The organism is Clostridium sp. TJA085, from assembly GCF_058310235.1.
On record NZ_JBZEEZ010000001.1, the window covers coordinates 582,183 to 607,663 of the forward strand.

Sequence of the window (25,481 nt, forward strand, 5' to 3'; positions counted from 1 at the left end):
TCTTTAAATAAACTCACCATTTATATCCTTTCTATAATTTATTGCTTCTATAATATGTTCACTTTTTATTTCTTCTTCTAACTCTATATCTGCAATGGTTTGTGCTACTTTTACTACCTTCCCATACCCTCTAAGTGAAGGAGTATTTATTCTAAAATAATCTTCTAGTATTTTTTTTGCATTTTTATTTATCTTACACAATTCAAATATATCCTTTCCTTGTATATCTGAATTGAATTTATATTTTGTATTTTTTAATCTCTTATTTTGAAGTTCTCTTGATTTAATAACTCGCTCCCTAATTTGTTTACTATTTTCTGATGTTTTTCCTTTATTAAATTCATCTAAATTAATTAAAGGAACATAATTAAATATATCAATTCTATCTTTTAATGGTTTTGATAACCTTTTTTGATATCTTCTAACTTCATACTCGCTGCATTCACACTTATCATTATGTCCTAATATAGACTTTCTACCACAAGGACAAGGATTATAAGAAGCTATAAGTTGGAAGTTGCTTGGCATTTCTATCCTATCACTTAATCTATCTATTCTGATTACTTTTTCTTCTAATGGAATTCTTAAAACTTCTAAAACTTCTCTCTTGAACTCTAAAATTTCATCTAAGTATAAAACACCATTATGAGCTAAAGTAATCTCTCCAGGTTTAACTTCTTTTCCTCCACCAATTAATGCAGTTTTACTTATAGTGTTATGAGGTTGCCTAAATGGTATATTTATACTTTTATATTTATCTATCATTCCAAATATAGAATATATTTTAGCTACCTCTATTTTTTCCTCTTCTGTAAGAGGAGGTAATATAGAGTTTAATGCTTTTGCAAGCATTGTTTTTCCACTTCCTGGATTACCAAATAAAGCTATATTATGTCTTCCAGAAGCTGCAATTTCTAGTGCTCTTTTTGAAGATTGTTGTCCAATTATACAACTAAAATCTAAAAATTTTTCTATTTCTTTTTCTTCCTTATAATCACCATAATCAACTGGCAAAATATCCTCATAATTTATATAATTTATTGCTTCTTTTAAATTCTTAATTAAGTATACTTTACCTTTTCTTACCTCTAAAACTTCATTTAAATTTTCTTCAGGAATTAAAAATTTACTTATGTTATCATCTAATCCTTGAAGTAAAATGGAAATTATTCCCTTACTCCTTTTAAGTTCTCCATTTAAAGATAATTCTCCAATTAACAAATGTTCTTTTAAGTCCTTTTTTGGTAATTGATTAGATTCCATTAATATACCTATAGCTATAGGTAAGTCTAAAAGTGTACCAACCTTTCTCATATCAGCTGGCGCTAAATTTATAACTATTCTACCAAGAGGAAATTCAAATCCAGAATTTATTATAGAAGCTCTAACTCTTTCTTTAGCTTCTCTTACAGCAGCATCAGCAAGACCAACTATAGAAAAACTAGGAATCCCCTTTGATATATCAACTTCAACATTTATAACATAACTATTTATTCCAATATTAGTTGCACTATTTATATTTATTGCCACTTTAATCACCTCATAGATGATTATTAACAACAAAAAAATTTTTAATCAAAATTTTATTTAATAAATCTAATCTAACATGTCAATAATACATAACTGAGGTGTTTTAATATGAAATCTTTTAATAAAAAAATAGGATATTATGGTGAAAATATTGCAAAAGAATATTTAATTAAAAATGGTTATAATATAATTTGCAAAAACTATTCAAATAGATTTGGCGAAATAGATATAATCTGCAAAAAAGATGATATATTATGTTTTGTGGAAGTTAAAAGTAGATATAATAAAAATTATGGAAGTGCTATAGAATCTATAACTTATAAAAAAACTCAAAACATAAAAAAATTAACAAAATATTTTCTATTAAGTAATAATTATAAAAATTTTTTTATAAGATTTGACGTTTTAGAGGTTTATTTTAATACAAAAAACAATAATTATAATATCATTTATACAAAAGATGCTTTTAGATAAAAAAGTAGTAATAGCTTTTGCTATTACTACTTTTTATAGTATATTCCTTAAAAAACTCATTCTATGTATAGGTGTAGCTCCAAATTCCTTTAATGCATCTAAATGTTTCTTAGCTCCATATCCAACATTGCTTTCAAATCCATACTCTGGATATTTTTTCGAAATATCCTTCATTAGATTATCTCTATAAACTTTTGCAATTATAGATGCTGCAGCTATACTAGCACTTTTAGTATCACCTTTTATAACAAATTTATTTTCTATTTCTATACCTTTTATATTGTATCCATCAGATAAAACTATTTCTGGTCTTTCTGAAAGCCCATAAGTTGCATCTAAAAATATTTTGTTATTACAATAAGCTATACCTTTTTCATCAATCTCATCATTAGAACATTCACTAATACAATAAGCTAATGCTTTTTCCTTTATTATTTCTGAAAGTTCTTCTCTTTTATGTTCAGATAATTTTTTAGAATCATTTAAGTAAAGTATAATATCATCTAAAGAATCTAAATCTAAAACTACAGCAGCTGATACAATTGGTCCAGCAAGTGGTCCTCTTCCTACTTCATCTACACCTGCAAGTACTTTCCCTTTAGCAAACCCTCTATCAAAATCATACATTTTTTTTACTCTTATAAATTCATCTTCTAATTTCTTTTTTTCTTTTAATATTTTATTACCTAAACTTTGAACATTTTTTCTTTTATCATTTAATAAAATTTTACTTAAAATATTTATATCATCTGTTTTAAAATTAAGTTCTAAATTATCAAATTCACTTTTTATATCTTTATAACTAAATTCTGATAAATTATCTTTTAAAAGATTCATAAAATTCAAACCTCCTTTATTAAGGTCTTTCTAATGATATCTTTCCTATTTTTCCGCCTCTAAACTCATCTAATAATATAACAGCTATTCTATTATAATCAATTTCGCGCCCCTTCATTATAGCACCTCTTTTTATAGCTATAGCATCTAAAGTCTCCAATGGATTATCGTATATTGTATCTATTTTATATCTTTCCATTAATTCATCTGGATAATACTGTTGTAATCTTTCAACTAATCTATATGCCAAATCTTCAATATCCATAATTTCATCTTTTATAGCTCCTGTAAAAGCAAGATTTAATGCAGTTTCATCATCCTCAAATTTAGGCCATAAAACTCCTGGTGTATCTAACATTTCAACATCCATAGATGTCTTTATCCATCTCTTACTCTTAGTAACACCTGGTCTGTCTCCAGTCTGTGCTATATTATTTCTAGCCATTTTATTTATAAATGTTGACTTTCCAACGTTAGGTATACCTACTACCATAACCCTTGTCATTATTGTTTTTAATCCTTTTTCTCTAAGTCTATCATGTTTTTCTTTTAATAATTCATTAAGAGCAGGCTTTATTTTTTGAAGTCCACTTCCTTTTAAGCAGTTTACCTCTAATACTTTAACATTATCTTTTGTTAAAGATTTCATCCATTCTCTTGTAACTTTAGACTCAGTTAAGTCACTTTTATTTAAAAGTATTAATCTTGGTTTATTTCCAACTAATTTATCTATATCAGGATTAGCAGAACTTTTTGGTATTCTTGCATCTCTAATTTCAATAACTGCATCTACAACTTTTAAATTCTCTTTTATTTCTCTTTGAGTCTTTTTCATATGCCCTGGAAACCAGTTTATTGCCATAAAAAATTCCTCCTTTAATTTATTTATAGAAAAAAAAGAGACTTACTTCTAAGCCTCTTCTTTATGGTTAATTATCTTACTAATAATTCTTTAACCTTAGCAGCCTTACCTACTCTATCTCTTAAGTAGAATAACTTAGCTCTTCTTACTTTACCTCTTCTAGTCACTTCAATTTTTTGAATCATTGGAGCGTTCATTGGGAAAGTTTTTTCAACTCCTGTACCGTAAGCTAATCTTCTTACAGTGAAAGTTTCTCTTAAACCACCGTTTTGCTTCTTAATAACAGTTCCTTCGAATACTTGGATTCTTTCTCTGTTACCTTCTTTTATTAATTGGTGAACTTTTATGTTGTCCCCAACGTTGAAGCTTGGTAAATCATTTCTTATTTGTTCTTGTTCGATTGCTCTTAAAATTTCGTTCATTGTGCATTCCCTCCTAAAATTAATTTGACGTTCATTCCGGAGCTTAAAATCCAGAAGAGGACCGCCCGTACTAGCACAAAGCATATTCTATCATAAAAAATATCTCTTTGCAATAATTTATTTATTAAATATATACCTAAATATAGTTTCTTTATAAAATATGCATACTTATAATAATTTATTTATTATAAGTTTTTAATATTTTTTTATCTTCCTTTGTTAATTCTATTTTATCAAATAAGTCTTTCCTTCTATCTCTTGTAATGATTAAAGATTGTAATCTTCTCCATTTTCTAATATTTTCATGATGTCCTGATAAAAGTACTTCCGGAACTCGTTTTCCTTCAAATTCTTCAGGTCTTGTATATTGAGGATATTCTAATAATCCATTTGAAAAAGATTCATCCATAAAGCTTTCTTCTTTACCTAAAACTCCAGGTTTTAGCCTTAAAACAGAATCAATAACTGGTATAGCAGCCATTTCTCCACCAGTTAATATAAAATCTCCAATAGAAATTTCTAAATCTATGTATTCATATATTCTTTCATCTATTCCTTCATAATGCCCACATAAAAATATTAATTCATCTTCTTTTGCTAATTCTTTTGAAAGGTCATGATTAAATTTCTTTCCTCTAGGTCCTAAAAAAACTACTTTTCCTTTATTTTCTTTTTTACATTCTCTTATAGTATCTATTACAGGCTGAGGTGCCATAACCATACCAGCACCACCACCATAAGGATAATCATCAACTTTTTTATGCTTATTTTTAGTATAATCTCTTATATTTAAAGTTTCTATTTCTATAAGTCCTTTTTCTTGTGCTTTTCCTATAATACTATGGTTAAATATTGAAAACATCTCTGGAAAAAGAGTTAATATACTAATCTTCATCTAACCATTCTCCTACAGGTCTTATAATAATTTTTTCATCTTCTAAATTAATATCTAAAACTATATCTTTAAGTACAGGAATTAATAATTCTTTTGGTTCTCTTATCCAATATACATCATTATTTTTAGTTTCTATAACATCATATATAGGTCCAAGATCATTTCCTTCTGTATCAAATACATGAATTCCTATAAGATCTCTAGCATAAAAAGTATCTTCTGGAAGTTCTGGTTCCATATCTCTTGGTACTTCTATAATTTTATTTTTATATTTTTCTGCATCATCTATGAAGTCTATTCCTTCAATTTTCAATATAACTCTATCTTTTTGAAATTTTACACCTAATATTTTTCTCTCTATTCCATCAATAAAAATAATTTCATATCTTTTAAAGTTATTTACATCTTCAGTAGAAGGTATAACTTTAACCTCACCTTTTAACCCATGAGTATTAACAATCTTCCCTACTTTAAAAAATTCTCTCATATCTTTATCACCTCTTTTTATAATTAAAAATTTTATACTTTATATGATTTTATTATAAAAAAGAGTTAGGCTTCACCTAACTCTTTAAATAATTTCAACTACTACTCTTTTTTCTTCTTTTATTGCTGCAGCCTTTACTACGGTTCTAATAGCTTTCGCTATTCTTCCCTGTTTTCCAATAACTTTGCCCATATCATCTTGTGCAACCCTAAGTTCTAGTATAATTGTTTGTTCACCTTTAATCTCATTTACTGTAACTTCATCTGGATTATCTACAAGGGACTTAGCTATTACTTCTACTAATTCTTTCATAGTGTCCTGCATCTAGTTATATACTAAGTTGCAGAATTCACCTCCTAGTATTACTTGTTTAGGCCTGCTCTTACGAAAAGCTTTTTAACTACATCTGTTGGTTGAGCACCATTTTGTAACCATTTATTAGCTTTTTCTTCGTTTATTTTTATTTCTGCTGGTTCTGAAACTGGATTGTAGTATCCGATCTCTTCGATGAATCTACCATCTCTTGGGCTTCTTGAATCAGCAACAACTACTCTATAGAAAGGTGCTTTTTTAGCTCCCATTCTTCTTAATCTAATTTTTACTGCCATGTTAATTTCACCTCCTTTAAAAAATAATTATATATTAACTCATAAAAGGTAACTTACCTAAGAGACCTTTTTTGGCTCCCTTTTGCAATGATTTCATTTGTTTCATATTCTTTTTCATCATTTCGTATCCTTTAATAAGTTTATTAACTTCTTGAATTGTTGAACCTGCACCCTTTGCAATTCTCTTTTTTCTTGATGAATTATTTATTACAAGGGATGGATTTCTTCTTTCTTTTAATGTCATTGAAAGAATTATTGCTTTAACTTTTTCCATTTGCTTTTGACCTTGATCAAAATCAATACCTTGCAACTCTTTTGAATTTACTCCAGGTATCATTTCCATAAGTTTATTAAGCGGTCCAAGCTTTTTCATTTGCTCCATTGCAGTTAAATAATCTTCAAAATTTAAGCCTTGATTCATCATTTTCTTTGTAAAATCTGCTGCTTCTTCTTCGTCTATTGCAGATTGAGCCTTTTCAATAAGAGATAATACATCTCCCATACCAAGTATTCTTGAGGCCATTCTATCTGGATGAAAAACTTCAAAATCGTTCATCTTTTCACCGACCCCAATGAATTTTATTGGTTTTTCAGTGATAGATCTAATTGAAAGTGCCGCTCCACCTCTAGTATCACCATCAAGTTTAGTTAATATAACCCCTGTTAAGTCAAGGTCATTATTAAACGTTTCTGCAACATTTACAGCATCTTGTCCTGTCATAGAGTCTACTACAAGTAAAATCTCTGAAGGATTAACAGCTGACTTTACATCTTTAAGTTCTTGCATCAAGCTTTCATCTATATGTAATCTACCTGCTGTATCTATAATAACTACGTTATTACCATTATCTTTAGCATGCTTTATACCAGCTTTTGCAATATCAACAGCCTTAACCTTATCTCCCATTGAAAATACAGGTATGTCTATTTGCTTACCTACAACTTCTAATTGCTTTATAGCTGCAGGTCTATATATATCACACGCTACAAGAAGCGGCTTTTTATTATTCTTTCTAAGGTTTAACGCTAATTTACCACACATTGTAGTTTTACCAGCCCCTTGAAGACCTACAAGCATTATAACTGTAGTTCCACTACTTGAATAATTTATTTTACTTTCGCTTCCTCCCATAAGTTCAGTAAGTTCATCGTTAACTATTTTAATAACTTGTTGTCCTGGTGTCAAGCTCTCTAGAACATTACTTCCAACGCACTTTTCACTCACACTTTTAACAAACTTTCTTACTACTTTATAGTTAACATCTGCTTCTAATAAAGCAAGCTTTACTTCCCTCATAGCTTCTTTTATATCTTTTTCATTAAGCTTACCTTTTCCCCTTAATTTTTTAAAGGTATTTTGAAGCTTTTCTGATAATCCCTCAAAAGCCATACTAAACCTCCTAATATTATAAATCTTCTAGCTCTTTCTTAAGCATATCATATTCTTTATCAGAAATAGAATACTTTTCTTTAAAGTTTTTAAGAAGTTTTATAATTTTTTCTTCTCGATTTATACTCTTTTGAAGTAAGTTCAATTTGTTTTCATAGGTTAAAAGTTGCTTATAGCACCTTTTAATTAGATCATGGATTGCTTGACGACTTGTGTTGTTTAATTCAGCAATTTCAGCTAAGGATAAGTCATCATCAAAATATAATTCCATAATATTTCTTTGTTTTTCAGTTAATAATGGTTTATAAAAATCCATTAATAATGAAATCTCAACCCTATCTTCCATCATAATAATCACCTTACCACAAAAGAGATGATACCAAATAAATTTATAGGTGTCAAGTATTTTTACTTAACACCTGTAAAAAATTTTATTATTTTTTAAAATAGTGCTTCTGCAAAGCTTTTAGCATCAAATTTCTGAAGATCATCTATACCTTCTCCAACTCCTATATATTTAACTGGAATATTAAGAGTTTGTTTTATAGATATAACAACACCACCTTTAGCTGTACCATCTAATTTAGTTAATATGATACCATCTATAGGGCAAGCTTCCATAAACTGCTTAGCTTGTATAACAGCATTTTGACCTGTTGTTCCATCTAACACTAATAATGTTTGTTTTTTAGCTTCACTGTATTCTCTATCAATTATTCTGTTTATTTTTGAAAGTTCATTCATGAGATTCTTTTTATTATGTAATCTACCTGCTGTATCACATATTAAAAGATCAACATTTCTAGCCTTTGCTGCTTGAACTGCATCAAAAACAACAGCTGCTGGATCTGAACCCTCACTTTGTTTAACTATATCAACAGAGGCTCTTTCACTCCAAACTTCTAATTGATCTATTGCAGCAGCTCTAAATGTATCTGCTGCTGCTAATAATACTTTTTTACCTTCTGCTTTATTTTTAGCTGCAAGCTTTCCTATTGATGTTGTCTTACCAACACCATTTACACCTATAACTAATAATACTTCTTTTTCATTTGAATCATTTGATTCTTCATCTTCACTTCCTTCAAGTAACATATCTGTTATTACTTCTTTTAAAGCTGGTTTTACCATTTGAGGATCATTTATTTTTTCTTTTCTTATTTTCACTTTTAATCTATCTATAATTTCTATAGTTGTGTCCATACCTATATCTGATATTATTAAAATTTCTTCTAATTCTTCATATAAGTCATCATCTATAGTTACAGCTAAATTTAAAGCCTCATTTATTTTATCTTGTAACCCATCTCTAGTTTTTGTTAATCCAGTTTTTAGTTTATCAAATAATTTTCCAAACATTATCTTACCTCCATAATAACTATTTATTTAAATCAACTGATAGTACCTTTGATATTCCTTTTTCCTCCATAGTAACACCATACATTATATCACTTACTTCCATAGTTCCTTTTCTGTGTGTTATTACTATAAATTGTATTCCTTTTTCTGAAAATCTTTTTAAGAATTCTGAATATCTATAGACATTTGCATCATCTAAGGCAGCTTCTATTTCATCTAATATGCAAAATGGAGTAGGTTTCATTTTAAGTATACCAAACAATAATGCTATTGCAGATAAAACCTTCTCTCCTCCTGACATTAAATTTATATTTTGAAGCTTTTTCCCAGGTGGCATAACGTTTATATCTATATTAGCTGTAAGCTCATCACCTTCCCCTAATATAAGTTCAGCATTTCCACCTTTAAACAATTCTTTAAAAGTTTCATTAAAATTTTTATTTAATATTTTAAAATTTTCTTTGAATAAAATTCTCATTTTTTCTGTCATTTCTTCAATAACTGAAAGCAATTCATTTTTTGACTTTTCTAAATCTTCTTCTTGAGATGACATAAACTCATATTTCTCGCTAACTTCTTCATATTCAGATATAGCACCAAGATTTACAATACCAAGAGCTGATATTTTTCTCTTTATAGAACTTATAAAATCTTTAAAACTCCTTAAATCTTCTATAGGTTTAGCTATTTCTTTTGCCTCTTCATATGTTAAATTCATTTCTTCATTAAGCTTTTTATAATGATTTTCAATTTCCATTTCACTTTTAGCTTTAAGTATTTCTCTTTTATTAAGTTCGCCTTCTTCTTTAGTTAAAACATCTCTTATTTCACTTATTAAGCTATCTATTTTACTAAATTCTTCTTTAAGCATACCTCTTTTCAAATCGTTTTTCTTAAAAATTTCTTCAAGGTTTTCAATTCTTTCATTATTTTTATTTATTAATTCTATATTATAGTGAATTTTTTCTTTACTAATTGAAATACTTGAAGTAGCTTCTGAATTTTCCTCGTTAATCTTTTCAATTTTCAAATTAATTTCTTTAAGATCAGAATCTTTTCTTATTATTTCAGCACTTTTTGTTGAAATAAGCTCATTTATCGATGCAATACTTATCTTTACTTCTGTAAGTTTATTATTAAGATTATTTAAATATAATTTTTTATTATTTAATGTTTCTTCTAATTCTAATTCTTTTTGTTTATTAAATTCATTTTCACTTGCTAAGCTTAATATACTACTACTTAATTCTTCAAGCTTAAGTTTTAAATCACTCAAATCTATTTCTATTAAATCTTTCTCATCTTTTGCTTTTAAATTATTCTCTTTTAGATTTTTAATCTGATTTTCTAAATTCATAAGTTCGTTTTTGTTTGTTGCAAGCTCTATTTTTATAGCATGCATACTATCTGTTAAATTTAAAACCTCTTCATCTATATCTTTTCTCTTTTTAGTGATTTCCTTTATATAATCTGAAGTTTCATCTAATTTTAATTTAGTTTCTTTTATTTTTTCTTGTATTTCTTCTATTTCTCTTTTTCTACTTAATATGTTAGTAGTTTTTCCCTTTATACTACCACCTGTCAATGCTCCACCAGCATTTAGTATTTCTCCTTCTAAAGTAACAATTCTATATTTATAATTTATTATTTTAGCAATTTTGAAAGCACTATCCATATCTTTAGCTATTATTGTTCTACCAAGAGAATAGTTAATTACTTTTGTATATTTATGATTAAAATGAACTATATCTGATGCAATACCTAAATATCCATCTATATTTTTAACTTTGTCATTAACCTCTAACTTGCTACCATTTATTATGTTAAGTGGTAAAAATGTTATTCTACCTAATTTATTATTTTTCAAATAATTTATAAGATCTTTAGCTATATTTTCTGTCTCTGTAATAACATTAGATATAGAAGATCCAAGTGCTGTTTCTATAGAAGTTTCATATCCTTTAGGAACAGTAAATACCTCACCTAACACCTTTATACCTTCAGTATGAGGAGTTAATTTCCTATCTACTCTATCCATAAGGTTCTTTAATGATCTATTATAGCCTTCATATCCATTTTCCAAGTCTTCAAGCATAGATTTATTTGCTTCATATTTACTTAATGAAATACTTAAAAACTTTGATTCTTTTTCTTTATTTGCTATTAAACTATTTATCTTTAATAAATTATTTTTATTTTCTACTAATTTATTATTTAGTATTTCATATTCTTTTTCTTGTGCTTCAATTTTTAATGTTAATCCATTAATTGTTGATCTATTAATGCCTAAGCTATTATCTATACTTTTAACTTCTTCATCAATTTTATACTTTCTCTCTTCTTTAGATTTTATTTCACCTTTTATTTCAGTTATTTTATTATTTATTGAAGAATTATTTTTAATTAAATCTAATTCACTCTTTTTTAAATTATTAATTTCTAATTCTATATCTTTTACTTTTGAAGATATAGATTTAATATCATCTTCTAATTTTTCAATCTCTAATGATTTTATTTTTTCTTCTTCTTTTCTTTCTAAAAGTTCTTTTTTTAGAAATTCTTTTTCTTTATTTATATCTAAAATCTTACTGTTTAATCCATATTTCTCAAACTTATTTTTTTCAATAGTTTTATTTAGATTATTAATTCTTTCATTATGTAATTCAATATCACTATTTGCCTTTGTTATATCTTCTTTTTTTCTAAAATACTCTAACTTTTCTTCAGTGCTTTTTCTTTCTAATTTTTCTAAACTTTGTTCTATATCTTTTAATTTTTGCTTTTTTAAATTTAGATCTTCTCTTTTTACATTTAATTCATTTTTCTTATCATCTAATTCTTTATTAAATCCTTTAATTTCTTTTTCAATAATTTTAATATTATTTACTATTAAAGAAACCTCTTTTTCTTTTAAATCATTTGATAAGTCTTTAAACTTTAATGCCTTTTCTCTCTCTATTCTTAAAGGCTCTAATCGCTCTTCATATGTAGAAATTATATCTCTTATTCTAATTAAATTTTCTTCTGTATTTGAAAGCTTTTTTTCAGCTTCATTTTTTCTAAATTTATATTTAACAATTCCAGATGCTTCTTCTAATAAATTTCTTCTATCTTCTGGTCTACCACTTAAAATAGCTTCTATTTTACCTTGTCCTATAAGAGAATACCCTTCTTTTCCTATACCAGTATCCATAAATAAACTATTTATATCTTTTAATCTACATTTACTATTATTTAATAAATATTCTGTTTCACCTGATCTAAATATTCTTCTAGTTACAGTTACTTCATTATAATCAATTGGTAAAACCTCATTTGAATTATCTAAAGTAAGAGAAACTTGTGCAAGTCCAACAGGTTTTCTATATTGTGTTCCAGAGAAAATTACATCTTCCATCTTTCCGCCTCTTAAAGTTTTTACACTTTGCTCACCAAGAACCCATCTAACAGCATCAGATATGTTACTTTTTCCACTACCATTTGGACCTACTATTGCTGTAACTCCCTCTTTAAACTTCAACTCTGTTTTATCAGCAAAGGATTTAAATCCTCTTAACTCTAAAGATTTTAAAAACACAAATTCCACTCCTTTATATAAATATTGGTATCAAGGATATTAAAAATACCAAAACTAAAAAAACTGCAAGAGCAATTTGCATTTTTTCTCTAGTTTTTTTTCTCATTATATCACCTCTATATTTAATTATATTTAAACAAAACGAGAGCAAAACCCTCGTTTTATTTAAATTTCTATATTTTTTCTACTATATTTCTAATTAATACTTTTCCCTTTTCAACATCATCAGTTATCTTAACAGTAATATTATAACCATCTTCTTTTAGCTTGTTGAAATAATATTTCTTATTAGCATATAACTTACTAACATCTCTATTATTAATTAAAATTTCCAAATTATCACTTATAATTTCTTGTTTTATTTTATCTATAAGAAGGCTACTTTCTACAAGCTCTCTAAATGCAGGATGAAAAGGACCATCTATAATATCTCCACCTTCATTTATAGTATCTGTAGGCTGAAGTCCTATTCTTATAACATTTATTCCTTCTTTTTTATACATAAAATATATTTGTTTACTAACATCTACTGCTAAATCCAATGTATAAGGAGTATATTCTCCTCTATTATACATAATTTCCATAGGAGTATCTTTAATAACTAAAGATGGATATATTCTTACTATTTCAGGTTTTAATTGTATTGATAATTTAGCACTATTTATATCTTTTTCTTTATTTGATTTAGGTAATCCTGGCATTAACTGATGTCCTAATACTATTCCATACTTTTTTATTAGCTTAGATGCATTAATTACATCTTCTACCGTATGTCCCCTACCAGCTGCAGTTAATACTTCATCATTTAAAGATTGTACTCCTAATTCTATTATATCAACATCATATTCTTTTAAATAAGTTAATATATAATCATTTATATAATCTGGTCTAGTTGACATTCTTATTTTATCTACTATTCCTAAATCTTTATATCTTTTAGCAACAGATAATAACTCTCTTTGCTTTTCTTCCTTTATAGCTGTAAAAGTACCACCAAAGAAAGATACTTCGATAGTTGCATCTTTATTTTTTATAGTACGATAATATTCTTCTATAATTTCCTTAACTTTTGTTCCATCAACCTTATCTCTTACACCTGTTATCCTATCTTGATTACAAAACACACAATTATGAGGACAACCTTCATGAGGAACAAAAATAGGTATAATATAATAATTTTTACTCATTTATTACCCCCATTTTTTCTAAGGCTTGTTTTGCAGAAGCTTGTTCTGCCTCCTTTTTAGAATATCCTTCACCTTCTCCCATACACTCATCATTTATTAAAACTCTAGTGTAAAATTTTCTTCTATGTGGAGGACCTTCAAATTTAACTAAATCATATTTTATTTGAACCTCACCATTTTTTTGTAAATGTTCTTGTAATTTAGTTTTAAAATCTAATATTATTTCATTATTTATAGCTTTATCTATTATATCTTTAAATTTATTCAAAATAAATGCTCTTGTAAATTCTAATCCTTTATCTAAATAAATAGCTGCTAAGACAGCTTCAACAGCATCCGCTTGTATTGAAGTTCTTTGTCTTCCTCCTGTAAGTTCTTCTCCCTTACTCATTCTTATGTAATTACCTAAATTTAATCCTTTTGCTACTTCAAAAAGAGAATTTTCACAAACAATTAAACTTCTGATTTTTGTAAGCTCCCCTTCAGATTTTTCAGTATAATTCTTAAATAAATATTCTGTTATACATAATTGAAGAACCGAATCTCCTAAAAATTCTAATCTTTCATTATATTCTGTATCCTTATACTGGTTAGCAAATGAACTATGTGTTAATGCTTTTTTCAAATAACTTAGGTTAGTGAATTTTACTCCAAGAGTTTCTTCGAACTCTTTTACCTTTAATTTATTCATATATCCTCACTCCTCTAAGTTTATTCTTCAGTTTGCTCTTTAAACAAATTCAAGAATAAACTACATTAATTCTTTTATTATATTTTTAAATATAAAATCCCGCAATAAAGGCGGGATTTTACTATTCTTCAACATGATTTTTAACGTATTCTACAACATCTCCAACAGTTTTGAATCCCTCAACATCTTCATCTGGAATTTCCATATCTAATTCATCTTCTAATGCCATTATTAACTCAACTATATCTAATGAATCTGCATTAAGGTCATCAATAAATGATGAATCCATTGTTATTTCATCTTTATCTATGCTTAATTTTTCTGATACTATCTCTTGAATCTTTTCAAACATATTATCACCTCCTGAATCCTTCCCTTAGATAATATTATATATTAAATATACAGTCAATATTCTAATAAAATAATTTTTATTTTATTTCTTCTTTTATTTTCTCTATTACGTTACCTTTATAAAAAATTGTAGTCTGTTTTATTGCATTTTTAAAAGCTTTTCCATCAGAACTTCCGTGAGCTTTTATACAAATTCCATCTACTCCTAAGAAAGGAGCTCCACCAACTTCTTTATAATCAAATTTAATCATAAGCTTCTTAAAAACTGGTTTAAGAAGAGCTGCTCCAATTTTAGGCATAAAAGATGCTTCCATTATAGTATCCTTTATTATACCAAGTAAATTCATTGCAGCACCTTCATATAATTTAAGAGCAGTGTTTCCTATAAATCCATCACAAACTAAAACATCAACTTCTCCAGTTGGTATATCTCTTGGTTCAACATTACCTACAAAATTTAATGATTCATTGCTTAAAAGTTTATAAGTTTCCTTTGTAAGTTCATTACCTTTTTCAGCTTCTTCACCAATATTTATAAGACCAACAGTTGGATCTTTTTTATTAAATACATTTTCATAATATATTTTACCCATTTTAGCAAACTGAACAAGATAATTAGGTTTACAATCCACATTTGCACCTGCATCAACTATCATAAACTTACCTCTTCTGCCTGGCATTATAGGAGCTAAAGCTGGTCTTTCAACTCCTTTTATTCTACCAACAATCAAAGTACATCCTGCTAAAAATGCGCCAGTACTTCCCCCTGAGATAACAGCTTCACATTTACCTTCTTTCACTAAGTTTAATGCTTTTACTATACTAGAATCTTTTTTTCTTCTAAGTGCCATAACCGGATGTTCATTTGTAGATATTATTTCAGTAGCATTAACTACTTTAACTCTATTTTTATCATAAGAATATTTATTTAATTCTTCATTTATTTTCTCTTCAGGACCTGTTATATATACTTCTATATCATTATATTCCCTCAAAGCATCTATAATACCTTCTACAACAGCTTTAGGTGCATTATCTCCACCCATTCCATCTATTGCTATTCTCAATTAACTCACCCCTTTTTGTATATATTTTTCTATATATAAAGAAAAGAAAGTCATAAGACTTTCTTTTATTCTTCTGAAGCTGCTACTTCTTTACCTTTGTAGTATCCACAGCTCTTACAAACTCTGTGAGCTAATTTCATTTCATGACATTGTGGGCATTCAACTATTCCTGGTAAGCTCGCTTTGAAAGTTTGAGCTCTTCTTGAATCTCTCTTTGCTCTATATGTTTTTCTTGCTGGACATCCCATTGATTACACCTCCTTATTTTCAAGCAGTGCCTTAAGACCTGCTAATCTAACATCAATATCATCATTGTCACAAGTACAATTTTCAATGTTAAGATTTTTACCACATTTGTGGCAAAGGCCTTTGCATTCATTACTGCAAAGCTTTTTAATTGGTAAGGTTGAAATTATTTCTCTTTCAACAAAATCTGTGATGTCTAATTCATCACCCTTTACAAATATTACATCATTATCTAATGAATCGTCAACATTTGTAAACCTTTCTTCTATTTCAAAATCTATTGGATAGATGAAGGTATCTAAACACCTTGAACAACAAAGCTTAAGCTCTGTTTTTACATGTAGTCTAACTACAATCTCTTTCTCCTTTGAATATATAGTTCCATTAACTAAAACTTTAGATACTGGTTCAACTACTTCTCCTTCAAAGTGAAATTTTTTCATATCAAAATCATAAGAAAAATTCTTTTCTCTTTCTTTTCTTGAAAAAAGACTAGAAAATTGTAATTTCATAAATTTCATGCTCTGGATAAAAATCCTCATGTCCACTAAGACACATTATATCACTAAACTAGCGACATAGCTCGAGCGAAAGCTCTTTTTCACCCCTTAGCTTAAAATATTTACTGAACAAACACAATTTATTATATAAAGGGTGACATAAAAAGTCAAGATTTTTTATTAATATTAACTATTTTATTAACTCTAATGTATCTTTAGCTATCATTAATTCCTCATTTGTTGGTACAACATATATCTTAACTTTGCTACCATCTTTTGATATTTCTTTAAGTTCTCCAAACACTTTGTTCTTTTCAGTGTCTAATTCAATTCCTAAGAATTCTAATCCCTTAACTATATCTTCTCTAGTTTCTATTGAGTTTTCTCCAACTCCTGCAGTAAATACTACTACATCTACTCCACCCATAATAGCAGCATATGCACCAATTTGCTTTCTAACGCTATAACTAAATATATCTAATGCAAGTTGCGCTCTGCTGTTATTTTCATTATAAGCAGCATTTTTTACATCTCTAAAGTCTGAACTTACTTCTGAAATTCCTAAAATACCTGATTTTTTATTTAATATATCATTTATTTCTTGTGATGAATATCCTAGTTCTGACATTAAGAAAGTTTCTATTGAAGGATCTATGCTTCCTGATCTTGTTCCCATAACTATTCCGTCAAGTGGTGTAAATCCCATTGATGTATCTATTGATTTTCCATCTTTAATTGCTGTAATTGATGCACCATTTCCTAAGTGACAAGTTATTATTTTTAAATCTTTTATATCTTTTCCCATAGTTTCTGCAACTTTTTGTGATACATACTTATGTGATGTTCCGTGGAATCCATATCTTCTTACGCCATTATTTTTGTAATATTCATATGGTATAGCATAAATATATGCTTCTTCAGGCATTGTTTGATGGAATGCAGTATCAAATACTACAGCCATAGGTGTATTTGGCATTAAAGCCTTACAAGCCTCTATACCTATTATGTTAGGTGGGTTATGAAGTGGTGCAAGTTTTACACAATCTTCTAAACATTTCATAACTTCTTCATCAACTAACACTGATTTTGAATATTTTTCTCCACCATGTACTACTCTATGTCCAACAGCTGCTATTTCATCCATTGATTTTATAACGCCATGTTTTTCATCAACTAATGCTTGTAAAACTAATTTTATAGCATCTTTATGATCTTTCATTTCTTGTTCTATTATATATTTATCTCTACCTTCAACTTTTTGAGTTAAAATTGAACCATTTATTCCTATTCTTTCAACTAATCCTTGAGCTAATGCTACTTCATTAGTCATGTCTATTAATTGATACTTTAATGATGAACTTCCACAGTTTATTACTAATATTTTCATCTTGAGATCCCCCTTAAAAATTTATCAACGTCTAATTTCTACTACTAATTGCTATTACTATTTTGAAGCTTGTGCTTGAACTGCTGTTAAAGCAACAACATTAACTATATCTTCTGAACTACATCCTCTTGATAAATCATTAATAGGTTTTGCAAAACCTTGACATACAGGTCCTATAGCTTCTGCATTAGCAAATCTTTGAACTAATTTATATCCTATATTTCCAGCTTGTAAATCTGGGAATACTAATACATTTGCATTTCCTGCAACTTTACTGTTTGGAGCTTTTTGATTTGCAACCTTTTGAACTATTGCTGCATCTAATTGTAATTCTCCATCTATTTGTAAATCTGGTCTTAATTCTTTAGCTTTTTCTGTTGCTGTTCTAACTTTATCAACTAATTCATGATCTGCACTACCCATAGTTGAGAATGAAAGCATTGCAACCTTTGGTTCCATTTTACAAAGATTCTTAGCTGTTTCTGCTGTTGCAATTGCTATAGCAGCTAATTGATCTGAATTAGGATTTGGGTTAACAGCACAATCAGAGAATAAAAGCATACCTTGCTCTCCATATTTTGATCCTGGTACAAGCATTATAAAGAAACTTGATACTACTGATACTCCTGGTGCAGTTTTTATTATTTGAAGACCTGGTCTTAAAAGATCTCCTGTTGTATGAACAGCACCTGAAACCATTCCATCAGCATCATCTAGTTTTACCATCATTGTAGCAAAATAAAGAGGATCTCTAACTATTCTTTCAGCTTTTTCCATTGTCATACCTTTATTTTTTCTTAACTCATAAAAAGCTTCTATATATTCATTAAGCTTAGGTGATGTCTCTGGATCTATTATATCTACTCCTTCAAGATTAACACCTTGCTCTTTACCAGATTGTAATACTCTTTCTTTATTACCTATTAAAACCGGTATAGCTATTCCTTCATCAAATATTTTTCTAGCAGCAACTACCGTTCTAGCCTCGTCGCCTTCTGGANGCTTCTATATATTCATTAAGCTTAGGTGATGTCTCTGGATCTATTATATCTACTCCTTCAAGATTAACACCTTGCTCTTTACCAGATTGTAATACTCTTTCTTTATTACCTATTAAAACCGGTATAGCTATTCCTTCATCAAATATTTTTCTAGCAGCAACTACCGTTCTAGCCTCGTCGCCTTCTGGAAGGACTATCTTTTTTTTATCAGACTTTGCAGCCTCCCATATTTTGTTCATAAGTTCCATGTTCATTTCTCCTTTCAAAGATCCGTGTATATCTTCACATATTAATATACTCCTAATTGATGCAAATTTTCAACCTTTAAAGGACATTTTTTTGCCGTTTCATTGAATTCATTAGATTTGAAATACTGCAAATTTTCTGAATATTTATCCTCTCCCCTTTAAAAGTGCCACTTTAAAAATTATATGATATACTATGAGTATTATTTTAGTATTAAAGGAGGATTTTATATGAATTTAACAGGTATTATAACTGAATATAATCCCTTCCATTTAGGTCATAAATACCATCTTGAAAATGCAATAAAAGATACAAATTCTGATGGTATAGTTTGTGTAATGAGTGGAGATTTTATGCAAAGAGGAACACCTGCTATTATAGATAAATATACACGAGCTAAAATTGCTGTTTTAAACGGTGTAGATTTAGTTTTAGAATTACCACTTGTATATTCATTATCTTCTGCAGAAAATTTTGCTTTTGGTGGAGTCAAACTTTTAAACAGTTTAAATTGTATAAATAATATATATTTCGGAAGTGAAAGTGGAAATTTAAATAATCTTTTTAAAATAGCACATTCTTTAGCTTTTGAATCTACTAAATATAAAGAAAATTTAAAAGATAATATAAAAAAAGGTATACCTTTTCATACAGCAAGAACAAATTCTCTAAATTCTATTTTGCCAAATGACAATGTATATGAAATTTTATCAAACTCAAATAATATATTAGCAATAGAATATATAAAATCTATTATAAAATTAGATAGCAAAATAAAGCCCTTTACACTTAAACGTGAAGGTAATAACTATAATGACTTAAATTTGAGCAAAACATTTTCTTCAGCTACTTCTATAAGAAAATGTTTAAAAGAAAATATGAATTTAAATATTTTAAAAAATTCTATACCTTTAGAAACATATAAAGAATTAGAAAACTTATTTAATAAAAATTATAATTTTGTATTTGAAAATGATATGTTTGAATTTTTAAAATATAAAATCTTAACTAATGATTCTAAATTAAAAAACATAAATGATTTATCTGAAGGATTAGATAATAAAATAAAAAAAGAAATAATTAATTCTAAATGTATAAATGAGCTTATACTAAATATTAAAAGTAAAAGATATACTTATACAAGAATAAATAGAATTCTTACAAGTTTCTTCATAGGACTTGAGCAATATGATTTAACTAACATTAAAAATTATGATTTTAAATTTATAAGACCTCTTGCTCTTAATTCTACTGGTATGAAAATATTAAAAGAAATTAAGTCTAAATCTAATTTAAAAATATTAAATAAAATTCCAAAACATATAGATGATGATATTTTAAAAATAAACTTGCTTGGTACAAAAGCTTATTCAATTTTAAATAAATCAATATCTCCTATTGAAGATTATTTAAAAACCCCTTATATACATAAGTAAAGTTTGCTATATTATGTGCATATAAATATTATTGATGGGAGTGATTTCGTGAATAATATTTATATTTTTATTTTATGTTTCTTTATATTTATTTTTATAGTTTTATTATTTAAGTTTTGTAATATTGATAAAAACAATATTTTTTGTTTTTTTATAACTGTTTTAATAATATTATTTGTAAGTAATATTGAAGCATCTATTAATGCAGCATTAGATGGATTAAGACTTTGCTTTAAAGCTATAATTCCTACTATATTTTCATTTTCTCTTATATGCAATTTACTTATATGCTATGATGGAATATCAACATATTCTAAATTAATAGGTCCTCTTATATGCAAACCATTAAAATTACCATCAAATTGTTCTTTTCCTTTAGTTGGTAGTATTTTATGTGGTTATCCATTAGGAGCTAAATTTAGTAGCAATTTATATGAAAATGGTGATATTGAAAAAAAAGATTATATAAGGCTTATAAATATAGCATCAAATACAGGACCTATATTTTTAATAGGGTCTGTTGGTGCTTCATTACTTGGAGATCCAAAATACGGCTACTTTTTACTTATAAGTAATTATTTATCTATATTTTTCATTGCAATAATAACAATGAAAAAGTCCTCTATGCATCAATTTAATGCGCAGAAGACTTCTTTTAAAGAAATAAGTTTTAGTGTTGCATTAGATAAATCTATTAAAGATGCATTAAATACAACATTATCTGTATGCTCGTACGTTGTAGCATTTTCTGTAATTATATCTATATTAAAAAATATAAACTTCATAAAAGACATATTTTTTAATATAGAAAATTTATTCAATATACCAAGAAATATGTTGTACGGAACATTTCTAGGTAGTATTGAACTAACAAATGGTTGTAGCATAATTTCATCTAGTTCCATGTCAATACACTTTAAATTAGCTATAATAAGCTTTTTAGCTTCATTCTCGGGCATATCTATAATAGCTCAAACATTTTCCTTTATAGGAAAACATAATGTATCTTTTTTTAGATATGTATTTTTAAAATTAATACAAGGAATTTTTAGCTTTATTTTTACTTTTTTATTGTCAAATATAGTATTTAAATCAATAGAAACATATTCATCTAATAATTTTTTTGTTTCTAATTACTTACTTAATTACTTATTGCCAATATTAATATTTTTAATTATTATTTTTATTATTCAATACATTGCTAAAAATAATTCAAAAAAGCTAAAAAACTAATCCATAGATCTTAATTCTTTTATATTTTCTTTTACAATGGAGCATGCTTTTGTAAGGTTTTCATCAATTTCCCTAGCTGTATCCTCAAAGCTTACTTGAAGCGATTTTATAAGCTCCATTTTTTTATTTTCCATTTGTTCATCTAAATCAGTTAATATTTCATCTGCATAATCTCTAGCACTTACTCTTAAGTTTTTAGATTCTCTTTTTGCAGTTGCTAATATTTCTTGAGCTCTTATTTTAGCTTCTTTAACAATATCATGATTTTCAATATTTTGTCTCATAAGAATCATAGTTTCTTCTTTAACTGAATCATATTCTCTTTTAGCCTCAGCTAAAATTCTTTCTCTTTCATTCATAACCCATTGAGCTTTTTTAAATTGATCAGGTAAACAATTTATAATATCATCAATAGTTTCCATAAACTCTTTTTTATCTACCATAACTTTACCGCTCATAGGAACCTTTGGCGCTCTTTCTATAGTATCTAATAAATATTCTAAATATTCTAAAACGTTAGCTTCTTGTTTATCCATATATACCCCCTACTTATTATTTTTTATTTTCTTTAGTATATACTCTTTAATATTTTCAGGAACTAAATTATCTATATTACCATTAAACTTACCAATTTGCTTAACTGCTGATGAACTTATAAATGAGTTGTTAGGAGATGATATCATAAAAACAGTCTCAACATCAGAATCTAAATTTTTATTAATAAGGGCCATCTGTGCTTCATAATCAAAATCAACATTATTTCTTAGCCCCTTTATTATAAGATTACTATTTCTCTTTTTTAATAAATCAATAAGAAGTCCTTCAAAACTTATAACTTCAACATTTTTAATATGAGAAGTTGCATGTTTTATAAGTTCAACTCTTTCTTCTATATTAAATAAACCTTTTTTATCTATATTTATAAGAACAGCAACAACTATCTTATCAAAAATTTTAGCGCCTCTTTCTATAATATCTAAATGTCCATTAGTTATAGGATCAAAACTTCCAGGATATATAGCTTCTTTCATTAATCCTCTTCTCCTTCTATTTCATAGAAGCAAACTGTTGTATTTCCATATTTTTTACTTTTTAAAAGCTTAATATCTTCATATCCTTCATATATTTCTTCTATACTATCTATTTTCGTTACAATTATTCCATCATTAAGCAATAAATTATTTTCTTTTATAATTTTTATAGCTTCTGGAATCATTTCTTTACAATATGGTGGGTCTATAAAGATTAAATCAAATCTTTTACCTTTTCTTGCAAGACTTCTTAATCCATCATAAGCATCTATATTCATCGGGAAACAAAAATCATTGAATTTAAGATTTTCAACATTTTTCTTAAGTAAAGGAAATGTTGTCTTGCTTTTGTCAAATAAATAACATTCCTTTGCTCCCCTACTTGCAGCTTCTAATCCTAAACTACCAGTTCCAGCAAATACATCTATAACGCTAGCATCAGGTATGTATCCTTGAATCATACTAAACATAGCCTCTTTTACTCTATCTAGAGTCGGTCTTGTTTCATATGTTGGTGGTGATAATAATTTACGTCCTCTTGCCTTTCCAGCTATTATTCTCACTCTTTTGTCCTCCTTAAGTAGTTATATATATTTCATTCTATCATAATCAACTTTTTTATACAATTTATAATTAATTAAAGCAAATATACTTACTGCTTTTTTCCAAATTATTCTCTATTTCTTTTATTAATTTTAAATTTTCTTTTGTTTCATTAAATAATATATTATTTGCTTCTTCTCTTGCTTTAATAAGTATGTTCATATCCTCATAAAGATTAGCAAGTAAAAATCCTTCATCTCCACTTTGTCTAACCCCAAACATTTCACCAGAGCCTCTAAGCTTCAAATCTTGTTCTGATATATAAAAGCCATCAGTTGATTCCGTTAATATTTCCATTCTTCTTTTAGTCACTTCACTTTTTGCTTTTGCAATTAAAATACAATATGATTCATACTCTCCTCTACCAACACGACCTCTTAACTGATGAAGCTGTGCTAATCCAAATCGTTCTGCATTTTCAACTATCATTACCGAAGCATTAGGAACATTTACCCCTACCTCAATAACTGTAGTTGATATTAAAACTTTCGTTTCTCCAGTTTTAAATCTATTTATTATATCATCTTTTTCATTAGGCTTCATTTTCCCATGTAAATATTCAACCTTTATATTTCTAAATATACCATGACTTAATTTTTCATATACACTTTCTACAGAATTTAATTTCTCATTTTCATCTTCTTCAATAAGAGGACATACTATATAAACTTGTCTTCCTTTTCCTATTTCATTATAAGCAAGCATATATGCATTATCTCTATCCTCTTCCTTAAAAAATCTTGTATCTATTTTCTTTCTTCCTGGCGGAAGTTCATCTATTGCTGAAACATCCAGATCAGAATATACATACAAGGCTAAAGTCCTAGGTATAGGAGTTGCAGTCATTACTAAAACATCTGCTTTTTTACCCTTATTTATAAGCTTACTTCTTTGCCCAACGCCAAACCTATGTTGCTCATCAGTTATAGCTAAGGCTAAATTATTAAATTCTACATCTTCTTGAATAAGAGCATGTGTCCCTATAACTACTAAAGGTTTGTTTTCCTTTATCTTCTCTTTTATTCTCTTTTTTTCTTTATTAGAAGTACTTCCAGTTAAAAGTTCAATATCAATATCAAAACCTTTAAAAATATTTTTAGCTTCTTTATAATGCTGATTTGCTAATATTTCAGTTGGAGCCATGAAAGCTGATTGGTATCCATTTTTATATGCATTAAAAATAGCAATTAAAGCAACTATAGTTTTCCCTGACCCAACATCCCCTTGAACAAGTCTATTCATTGGATATTTAGATGCTTGATCTTTAAGTATGGCTCTAACAACCCTAGATTGTGCATTAGTTAAAGAAAATGGAAGAGATTCTCTTAAATCATTAAGTTCCTCACTCCAATTAAACCCAATTCCATCCTTTACTCTAGATTTCTTTTTAAGTAAAAGTAATTTCATAGAATATGTAAATAATTCTTGAAACTTTAATCTATTTATAGATCTTTTTAAAATCTCTTTATCCTTTGGAAAATGTATTTCTCGAATAGCATCATCAAAAGAGATTAAATTATATTTTCTTATTATTTCTTCTGGTAAATTTTCATTAACATAAATATTATCTAATACTTCCCCAATTATTTTAACTAAAAAATTATTAGTTAGTTCACCTTTTAAAGAATATTTAGGTATTATTTCACTTTTTAAAGATTCATTTGATGCTATTAATGGATTTGTTATTTCTAAAGTATTAGATATTTTTTTGTATTTTCCTAAAAGATTATATGATTCTTTAAATTTAAATTTGGTTTTTATATATGGTTGATTAAACCACTTTGCTAAAACTCTAATACTATTATAATCAAATTCTATTGTTGTTATTATTTTTCCAGTTTTTGTTCTAAAATCTCCTCTTAATTTAATCATAGTACACTTTAATATTTGCTTTTCATTTTCATCTATCTCATTTATTTTACTATTACCATTTACAAATTCATAATCTCTTGGAAAATATAAAAGCAAATCAAGTATACTAAATATTTGAACTTCATTAAGCTTTTCTGTAGACTTTTTACCTACTCCTTTTATATTATTAACTGTAGTATATATATCCAT

General features: G+C 27.2%; 26 protein-coding genes and 2 pseudogenes. 3 read left to right on the top strand and 25 right to left on the bottom strand.

Annotated features, from left to right (window positions below):
- Positions 1-3: 3 nt before the first annotated feature.
- On the bottom strand, positions 4-1,530 hold the full coding sequence (locus tag AC4FQW_RS03135; protein ID WP_491147186.1) for a YifB family Mg chelatase-like AAA ATPase: 1,527 nt from the start codon (positions 1,528-1,530) through the stop codon (positions 4-6).
- A gap of 108 nt (positions 1,531-1,638) precedes the next feature.
- Between AC4FQW_RS03135 and AC4FQW_RS03140 the strand changes: the two genes are divergently transcribed.
- Complete coding sequence (locus tag AC4FQW_RS03140; RefSeq protein ID WP_491147188.1) at positions 1,639-2,004, top strand: YraN family protein; 366 nt, start codon at positions 1,639-1,641, stop codon at positions 2,002-2,004.
- A gap of 33 nt (positions 2,005-2,037) precedes the next feature.
- On the opposite strand, the gene rnhB is transcribed toward AC4FQW_RS03140, so the two are convergent.
- The 20 genes and pseudogenes from rnhB to AC4FQW_RS03240 form a co-directional block, all read right to left on the bottom strand.
- Complete coding sequence (gene rnhB, locus AC4FQW_RS03145; protein ID WP_303127069.1) at positions 2,038-2,841, bottom strand: ribonuclease HII; 804 nt, start codon at positions 2,839-2,841, stop codon at positions 2,038-2,040.
- A gap of 19 nt (positions 2,842-2,860) precedes the next feature.
- Positions 2,861-3,703: a ribosome biogenesis GTPase YlqF gene (ylqF, locus tag AC4FQW_RS03150; protein WP_303127067.1), complete on the bottom strand. Its 843-nt coding sequence runs from the start codon at positions 3,701-3,703 to the stop codon at positions 2,861-2,863.
- 71 nt (positions 3,704-3,774) lie between these two features.
- Positions 3,775-4,125, bottom strand: a complete 351-nt coding sequence (rplS, locus tag AC4FQW_RS03155) for a 50S ribosomal protein L19 (RefSeq protein WP_303127065.1) — start codon at positions 4,123-4,125, stop codon at positions 3,775-3,777.
- A gap of 178 nt (positions 4,126-4,303) precedes the next feature.
- Entirely contained in the window at positions 4,304-5,020 is a 717-nt protein-coding gene (gene trmD / locus AC4FQW_RS03160) for a tRNA (guanosine(37)-N1)-methyltransferase TrmD (RefSeq protein ID WP_303127063.1), read from the bottom strand.
- Positions 5,010-5,507 (bottom strand): ribosome maturation factor RimM, encoded by a 498-nt coding sequence (rimM, locus tag AC4FQW_RS03165; RefSeq protein ID WP_491147190.1) that lies wholly within the window; start codon positions 5,505-5,507, stop codon positions 5,010-5,012. Before rimM ends, trmD begins: the two co-directional genes overlap by 11 nt.
- 84 nt (positions 5,508-5,591) lie before the next feature.
- Complete coding sequence (locus AC4FQW_RS03170; RefSeq protein WP_491148143.1) at positions 5,592-5,819, bottom strand: KH domain-containing protein; 228 nt, start codon at positions 5,817-5,819, stop codon at positions 5,592-5,594.
- 50 nt (positions 5,820-5,869) lie between these two features.
- On the bottom strand, positions 5,870-6,115 hold the full coding sequence (gene rpsP, locus AC4FQW_RS03175) for a 30S ribosomal protein S16 (RefSeq protein WP_024614630.1): 246 nt from the start codon (positions 6,113-6,115) through the stop codon (positions 5,870-5,872).
- Positions 6,116-6,149: 34 nt separating this feature from the next.
- Positions 6,150-7,505, bottom strand: a complete 1,356-nt coding sequence (gene ffh, locus AC4FQW_RS03180; RefSeq protein WP_303127059.1) for a signal recognition particle protein — start codon at positions 7,503-7,505, stop codon at positions 6,150-6,152.
- 16 nt (positions 7,506-7,521) lie between these two features.
- Positions 7,522-7,851, bottom strand: coding sequence for a putative DNA-binding protein (locus AC4FQW_RS03185; protein WP_303127198.1), 330 nt, complete (start codon positions 7,849-7,851; stop codon positions 7,522-7,524).
- A 95-nt stretch (positions 7,852-7,946) separates the two neighbouring features.
- Positions 7,947-8,864: a signal recognition particle-docking protein FtsY gene (ftsY, locus tag AC4FQW_RS03190; protein ID WP_303127057.1), complete on the bottom strand. Its 918-nt coding sequence runs from the start codon at positions 8,862-8,864 to the stop codon at positions 7,947-7,949.
- Positions 8,865-8,883: 19 nt separating this feature from the next.
- On the bottom strand, positions 8,884-12,441 hold the full coding sequence (gene smc / locus AC4FQW_RS03195; RefSeq protein WP_491147194.1) for a chromosome segregation protein SMC: 3,558 nt from the start codon (positions 12,439-12,441) through the stop codon (positions 8,884-8,886).
- A gap of 173 nt (positions 12,442-12,614) precedes the next feature.
- Positions 12,615-13,628 (bottom strand): elongator complex protein 3, encoded by a 1,014-nt coding sequence (locus tag AC4FQW_RS03200; RefSeq protein WP_491147196.1) that lies wholly within the window; start codon positions 13,626-13,628, stop codon positions 12,615-12,617.
- Positions 13,621-14,319 carry a ribonuclease III gene (gene rnc, locus AC4FQW_RS03205; RefSeq protein ID WP_491147198.1) on the bottom strand — a complete coding sequence of 233 codons (699 nt, stop codon included), beginning with the start codon at positions 14,317-14,319 and terminating at the stop codon, positions 13,621-13,623. Before rnc ends, AC4FQW_RS03200 begins: the two co-directional genes overlap by 8 nt.
- A gap of 121 nt (positions 14,320-14,440) precedes the next feature.
- Complete coding sequence (gene acpP, locus AC4FQW_RS03210; RefSeq protein ID WP_303127050.1) at positions 14,441-14,671, bottom strand: acyl carrier protein; 231 nt, start codon at positions 14,669-14,671, stop codon at positions 14,441-14,443.
- A 76-nt stretch (positions 14,672-14,747) separates the two neighbouring features.
- Entirely contained in the window at positions 14,748-15,737 is a 990-nt protein-coding gene (plsX, locus tag AC4FQW_RS03215; protein ID WP_491147201.1) for a phosphate acyltransferase PlsX, read from the bottom strand.
- Between the two features lie 65 nt (positions 15,738-15,802).
- Positions 15,803-15,985 carry a 50S ribosomal protein L32 gene (gene rpmF, locus AC4FQW_RS03220; protein ID WP_024614622.1) on the bottom strand — a complete coding sequence of 61 codons (183 nt, stop codon included), beginning with the start codon at positions 15,983-15,985 and terminating at the stop codon, positions 15,803-15,805.
- Between the two features lie 3 nt (positions 15,986-15,988).
- A complete protein-coding gene (locus AC4FQW_RS03225) occupies positions 15,989-16,495 on the bottom strand; it encodes a YceD family protein (RefSeq protein ID WP_303127045.1) in 507 nt (168 codons plus the stop codon).
- A 178-nt stretch (positions 16,496-16,673) separates the two neighbouring features.
- Positions 16,674-17,870 (bottom strand): acetate kinase, encoded by a 1,197-nt coding sequence (locus tag AC4FQW_RS03230; RefSeq protein WP_303127043.1) that lies wholly within the window; start codon positions 17,868-17,870, stop codon positions 16,674-16,676.
- A gap of 57 nt (positions 17,871-17,927) precedes the next feature.
- A pseudogene (pta, locus tag AC4FQW_RS03235) lies at positions 17,928-18,869 on the bottom strand (phosphate acetyltransferase); the annotation flags it as partial.
- Positions 18,850-19,125 carry a phosphate acyltransferase gene (locus tag AC4FQW_RS03240; RefSeq protein ID WP_491148145.1) on the bottom strand — a complete coding sequence of 92 codons (276 nt, stop codon included), beginning with the start codon at positions 19,123-19,125 and terminating at the stop codon, positions 18,850-18,852. The gene AC4FQW_RS03240 and the pseudogene pta, both read right to left, overlap by 20 nt.
- 222 nt (positions 19,126-19,347) lie before the next feature.
- On the opposite strand from AC4FQW_RS03240, the gene AC4FQW_RS03245 reads away from it, so the two are divergent.
- Together AC4FQW_RS03245 and spoVV are read left to right on the top strand one after the other, a co-directional pair.
- Positions 19,348-20,553 carry a nucleotidyltransferase gene (locus tag AC4FQW_RS03245; protein WP_491147203.1) on the top strand — a complete coding sequence of 402 codons (1,206 nt, stop codon included), beginning with the start codon at positions 19,348-19,350 and terminating at the stop codon, positions 20,551-20,553.
- 48 nt (positions 20,554-20,601) lie between these two features.
- Positions 20,602-21,786: a dipicolinic acid transporter SpoVV gene (gene spoVV / locus AC4FQW_RS03250; RefSeq protein ID WP_491147205.1), complete on the top strand. Its 1,185-nt coding sequence runs from the start codon at positions 20,602-20,604 to the stop codon at positions 21,784-21,786.
- Here spoVV and AC4FQW_RS03255 read toward each other — a convergent pair.
- The 4 genes and pseudogenes from AC4FQW_RS03255 to recG form a co-directional block, all read right to left on the bottom strand.
- Positions 21,783-22,322 (bottom strand): ATPase, encoded by a 540-nt coding sequence (locus tag AC4FQW_RS03255; protein ID WP_303127035.1) that lies wholly within the window; start codon positions 22,320-22,322, stop codon positions 21,783-21,785. The two genes, spoVV and AC4FQW_RS03255, sit on opposite strands and share 4 nt — an antisense overlap.
- A gap of 9 nt (positions 22,323-22,331) precedes the next feature.
- A complete protein-coding gene (gene coaD / locus AC4FQW_RS03260; protein WP_303127033.1) occupies positions 22,332-22,817 on the bottom strand; it encodes a pantetheine-phosphate adenylyltransferase in 486 nt (161 codons plus the stop codon).
- Positions 22,817-23,383: pseudogene (gene rsmD, locus AC4FQW_RS03265) on the bottom strand (16S rRNA (guanine(966)-N(2))-methyltransferase RsmD); the annotation flags it as partial. The pseudogene rsmD and the gene coaD, both read right to left, overlap by 1 nt.
- 67 nt (positions 23,384-23,450) lie before the next feature.
- Positions 23,451-25,481 (bottom strand): ATP-dependent DNA helicase RecG, encoded by a 2,031-nt coding sequence (recG, locus tag AC4FQW_RS03270; protein WP_491147208.1) that lies wholly within the window; start codon positions 25,479-25,481, stop codon positions 23,451-23,453.

What these genes read in the sequence shown, in the direction of transcription:
- rnhB (WP_303127069.1), bottom strand. Translation starts at nt 2,841, where the DNA reads ATGAATCTTTTAAAAGATAATTTATCAGAATTTAGTTATAAAGATATA.
- AC4FQW_RS03140 (WP_491147188.1), top strand. Translation starts at nt 1,639, where the DNA reads ATGAAATCTTTTAATAAAAAAATAGGATATTATGGTGAAAATATTGCA.
- rplS (WP_303127065.1), bottom strand. Translation starts at nt 4,125, where the DNA reads ATGAACGAAATTTTAAGAGCAATCGAACAAGAACAAATAAGAAATGAT.
- AC4FQW_RS03170 (WP_491148143.1), bottom strand. Translation starts at nt 5,819, where the DNA reads ATGAAAGAATTAGTAGAAGTAATAGCTAAGTCCCTTGTAGATAATCCA.
- rimM (WP_491147190.1), bottom strand. Translation starts at nt 5,507, where the DNA reads ATGAGAGAATTTTTTAAAGTAGGGAAGATTGTTAATACTCATGGGTTA.
- AC4FQW_RS03245 (WP_491147203.1), top strand. Translation starts at nt 19,348, where the DNA reads ATGAATTTAACAGGTATTATAACTGAATATAATCCCTTCCATTTAGGT.
- coaD (WP_303127033.1), bottom strand. Translation starts at nt 22,817, where the DNA reads ATGAAAGAAGCTATATATCCTGGAAGTTTTGATCCTATAACTAATGGA.
- AC4FQW_RS03200 (WP_491147196.1), bottom strand. Translation starts at nt 13,628, where the DNA reads ATGAGTAAAAATTATTATATTATACCTATTTTTGTTCCTCATGAAGGT.
- rpmF (WP_024614622.1), bottom strand. Translation starts at nt 15,985, where the DNA reads ATGGGATGTCCAGCAAGAAAAACATATAGAGCAAAGAGAGATTCAAGA.
- AC4FQW_RS03230 (WP_303127043.1), bottom strand. Translation starts at nt 17,870, where the DNA reads ATGAAAATATTAGTAATAAACTGTGGAAGTTCATCATTAAAGTATCAA.
- AC4FQW_RS03225 (WP_303127045.1), bottom strand. Translation starts at nt 16,495, where the DNA reads ATGAAATTACAATTTTCTAGTCTTTTTTCAAGAAAAGAAAGAGAAAAG.
- AC4FQW_RS03185 (WP_303127198.1), bottom strand. Translation starts at nt 7,851, where the DNA reads ATGGAAGATAGGGTTGAGATTTCATTATTAATGGATTTTTATAAACCA.
- ftsY (WP_303127057.1), bottom strand. Translation starts at nt 8,864, where the DNA reads ATGTTTGGAAAATTATTTGATAAACTAAAAACTGGATTAACAAAAACT.
- ylqF (WP_303127067.1), bottom strand. Translation starts at nt 3,703, where the DNA reads ATGGCAATAAACTGGTTTCCAGGGCATATGAAAAAGACTCAAAGAGAA.
- rpsP (WP_024614630.1), bottom strand. Translation starts at nt 6,115, where the DNA reads ATGGCAGTAAAAATTAGATTAAGAAGAATGGGAGCTAAAAAAGCACCT.
- acpP (WP_303127050.1), bottom strand. Translation starts at nt 14,671, where the DNA reads ATGTTTGAAAAGATTCAAGAGATAGTATCAGAAAAATTAAGCATAGAT.
- ffh (WP_303127059.1), bottom strand. Translation starts at nt 7,505, where the DNA reads ATGGCTTTTGAGGGATTATCAGAAAAGCTTCAAAATACCTTTAAAAAA.
- trmD (WP_303127063.1), bottom strand. Translation starts at nt 5,020, where the DNA reads ATGAAGATTAGTATATTAACTCTTTTTCCAGAGATGTTTTCAATATTT.
- recG (WP_491147208.1), bottom strand. Translation starts at nt 25,481, where the DNA reads ATGGATATATATACTACAGTTAATAATATAAAAGGAGTAGGTAAAAAG.
- rnc (WP_491147198.1), bottom strand. Translation starts at nt 14,319, where the DNA reads ATGAATAAATTAAAGGTAAAAGAGTTCGAAGAAACTCTTGGAGTAAAA.
- AC4FQW_RS03255 (WP_303127035.1), bottom strand. Translation starts at nt 22,322, where the DNA reads ATGGATAAACAAGAAGCTAACGTTTTAGAATATTTAGAATATTTATTA.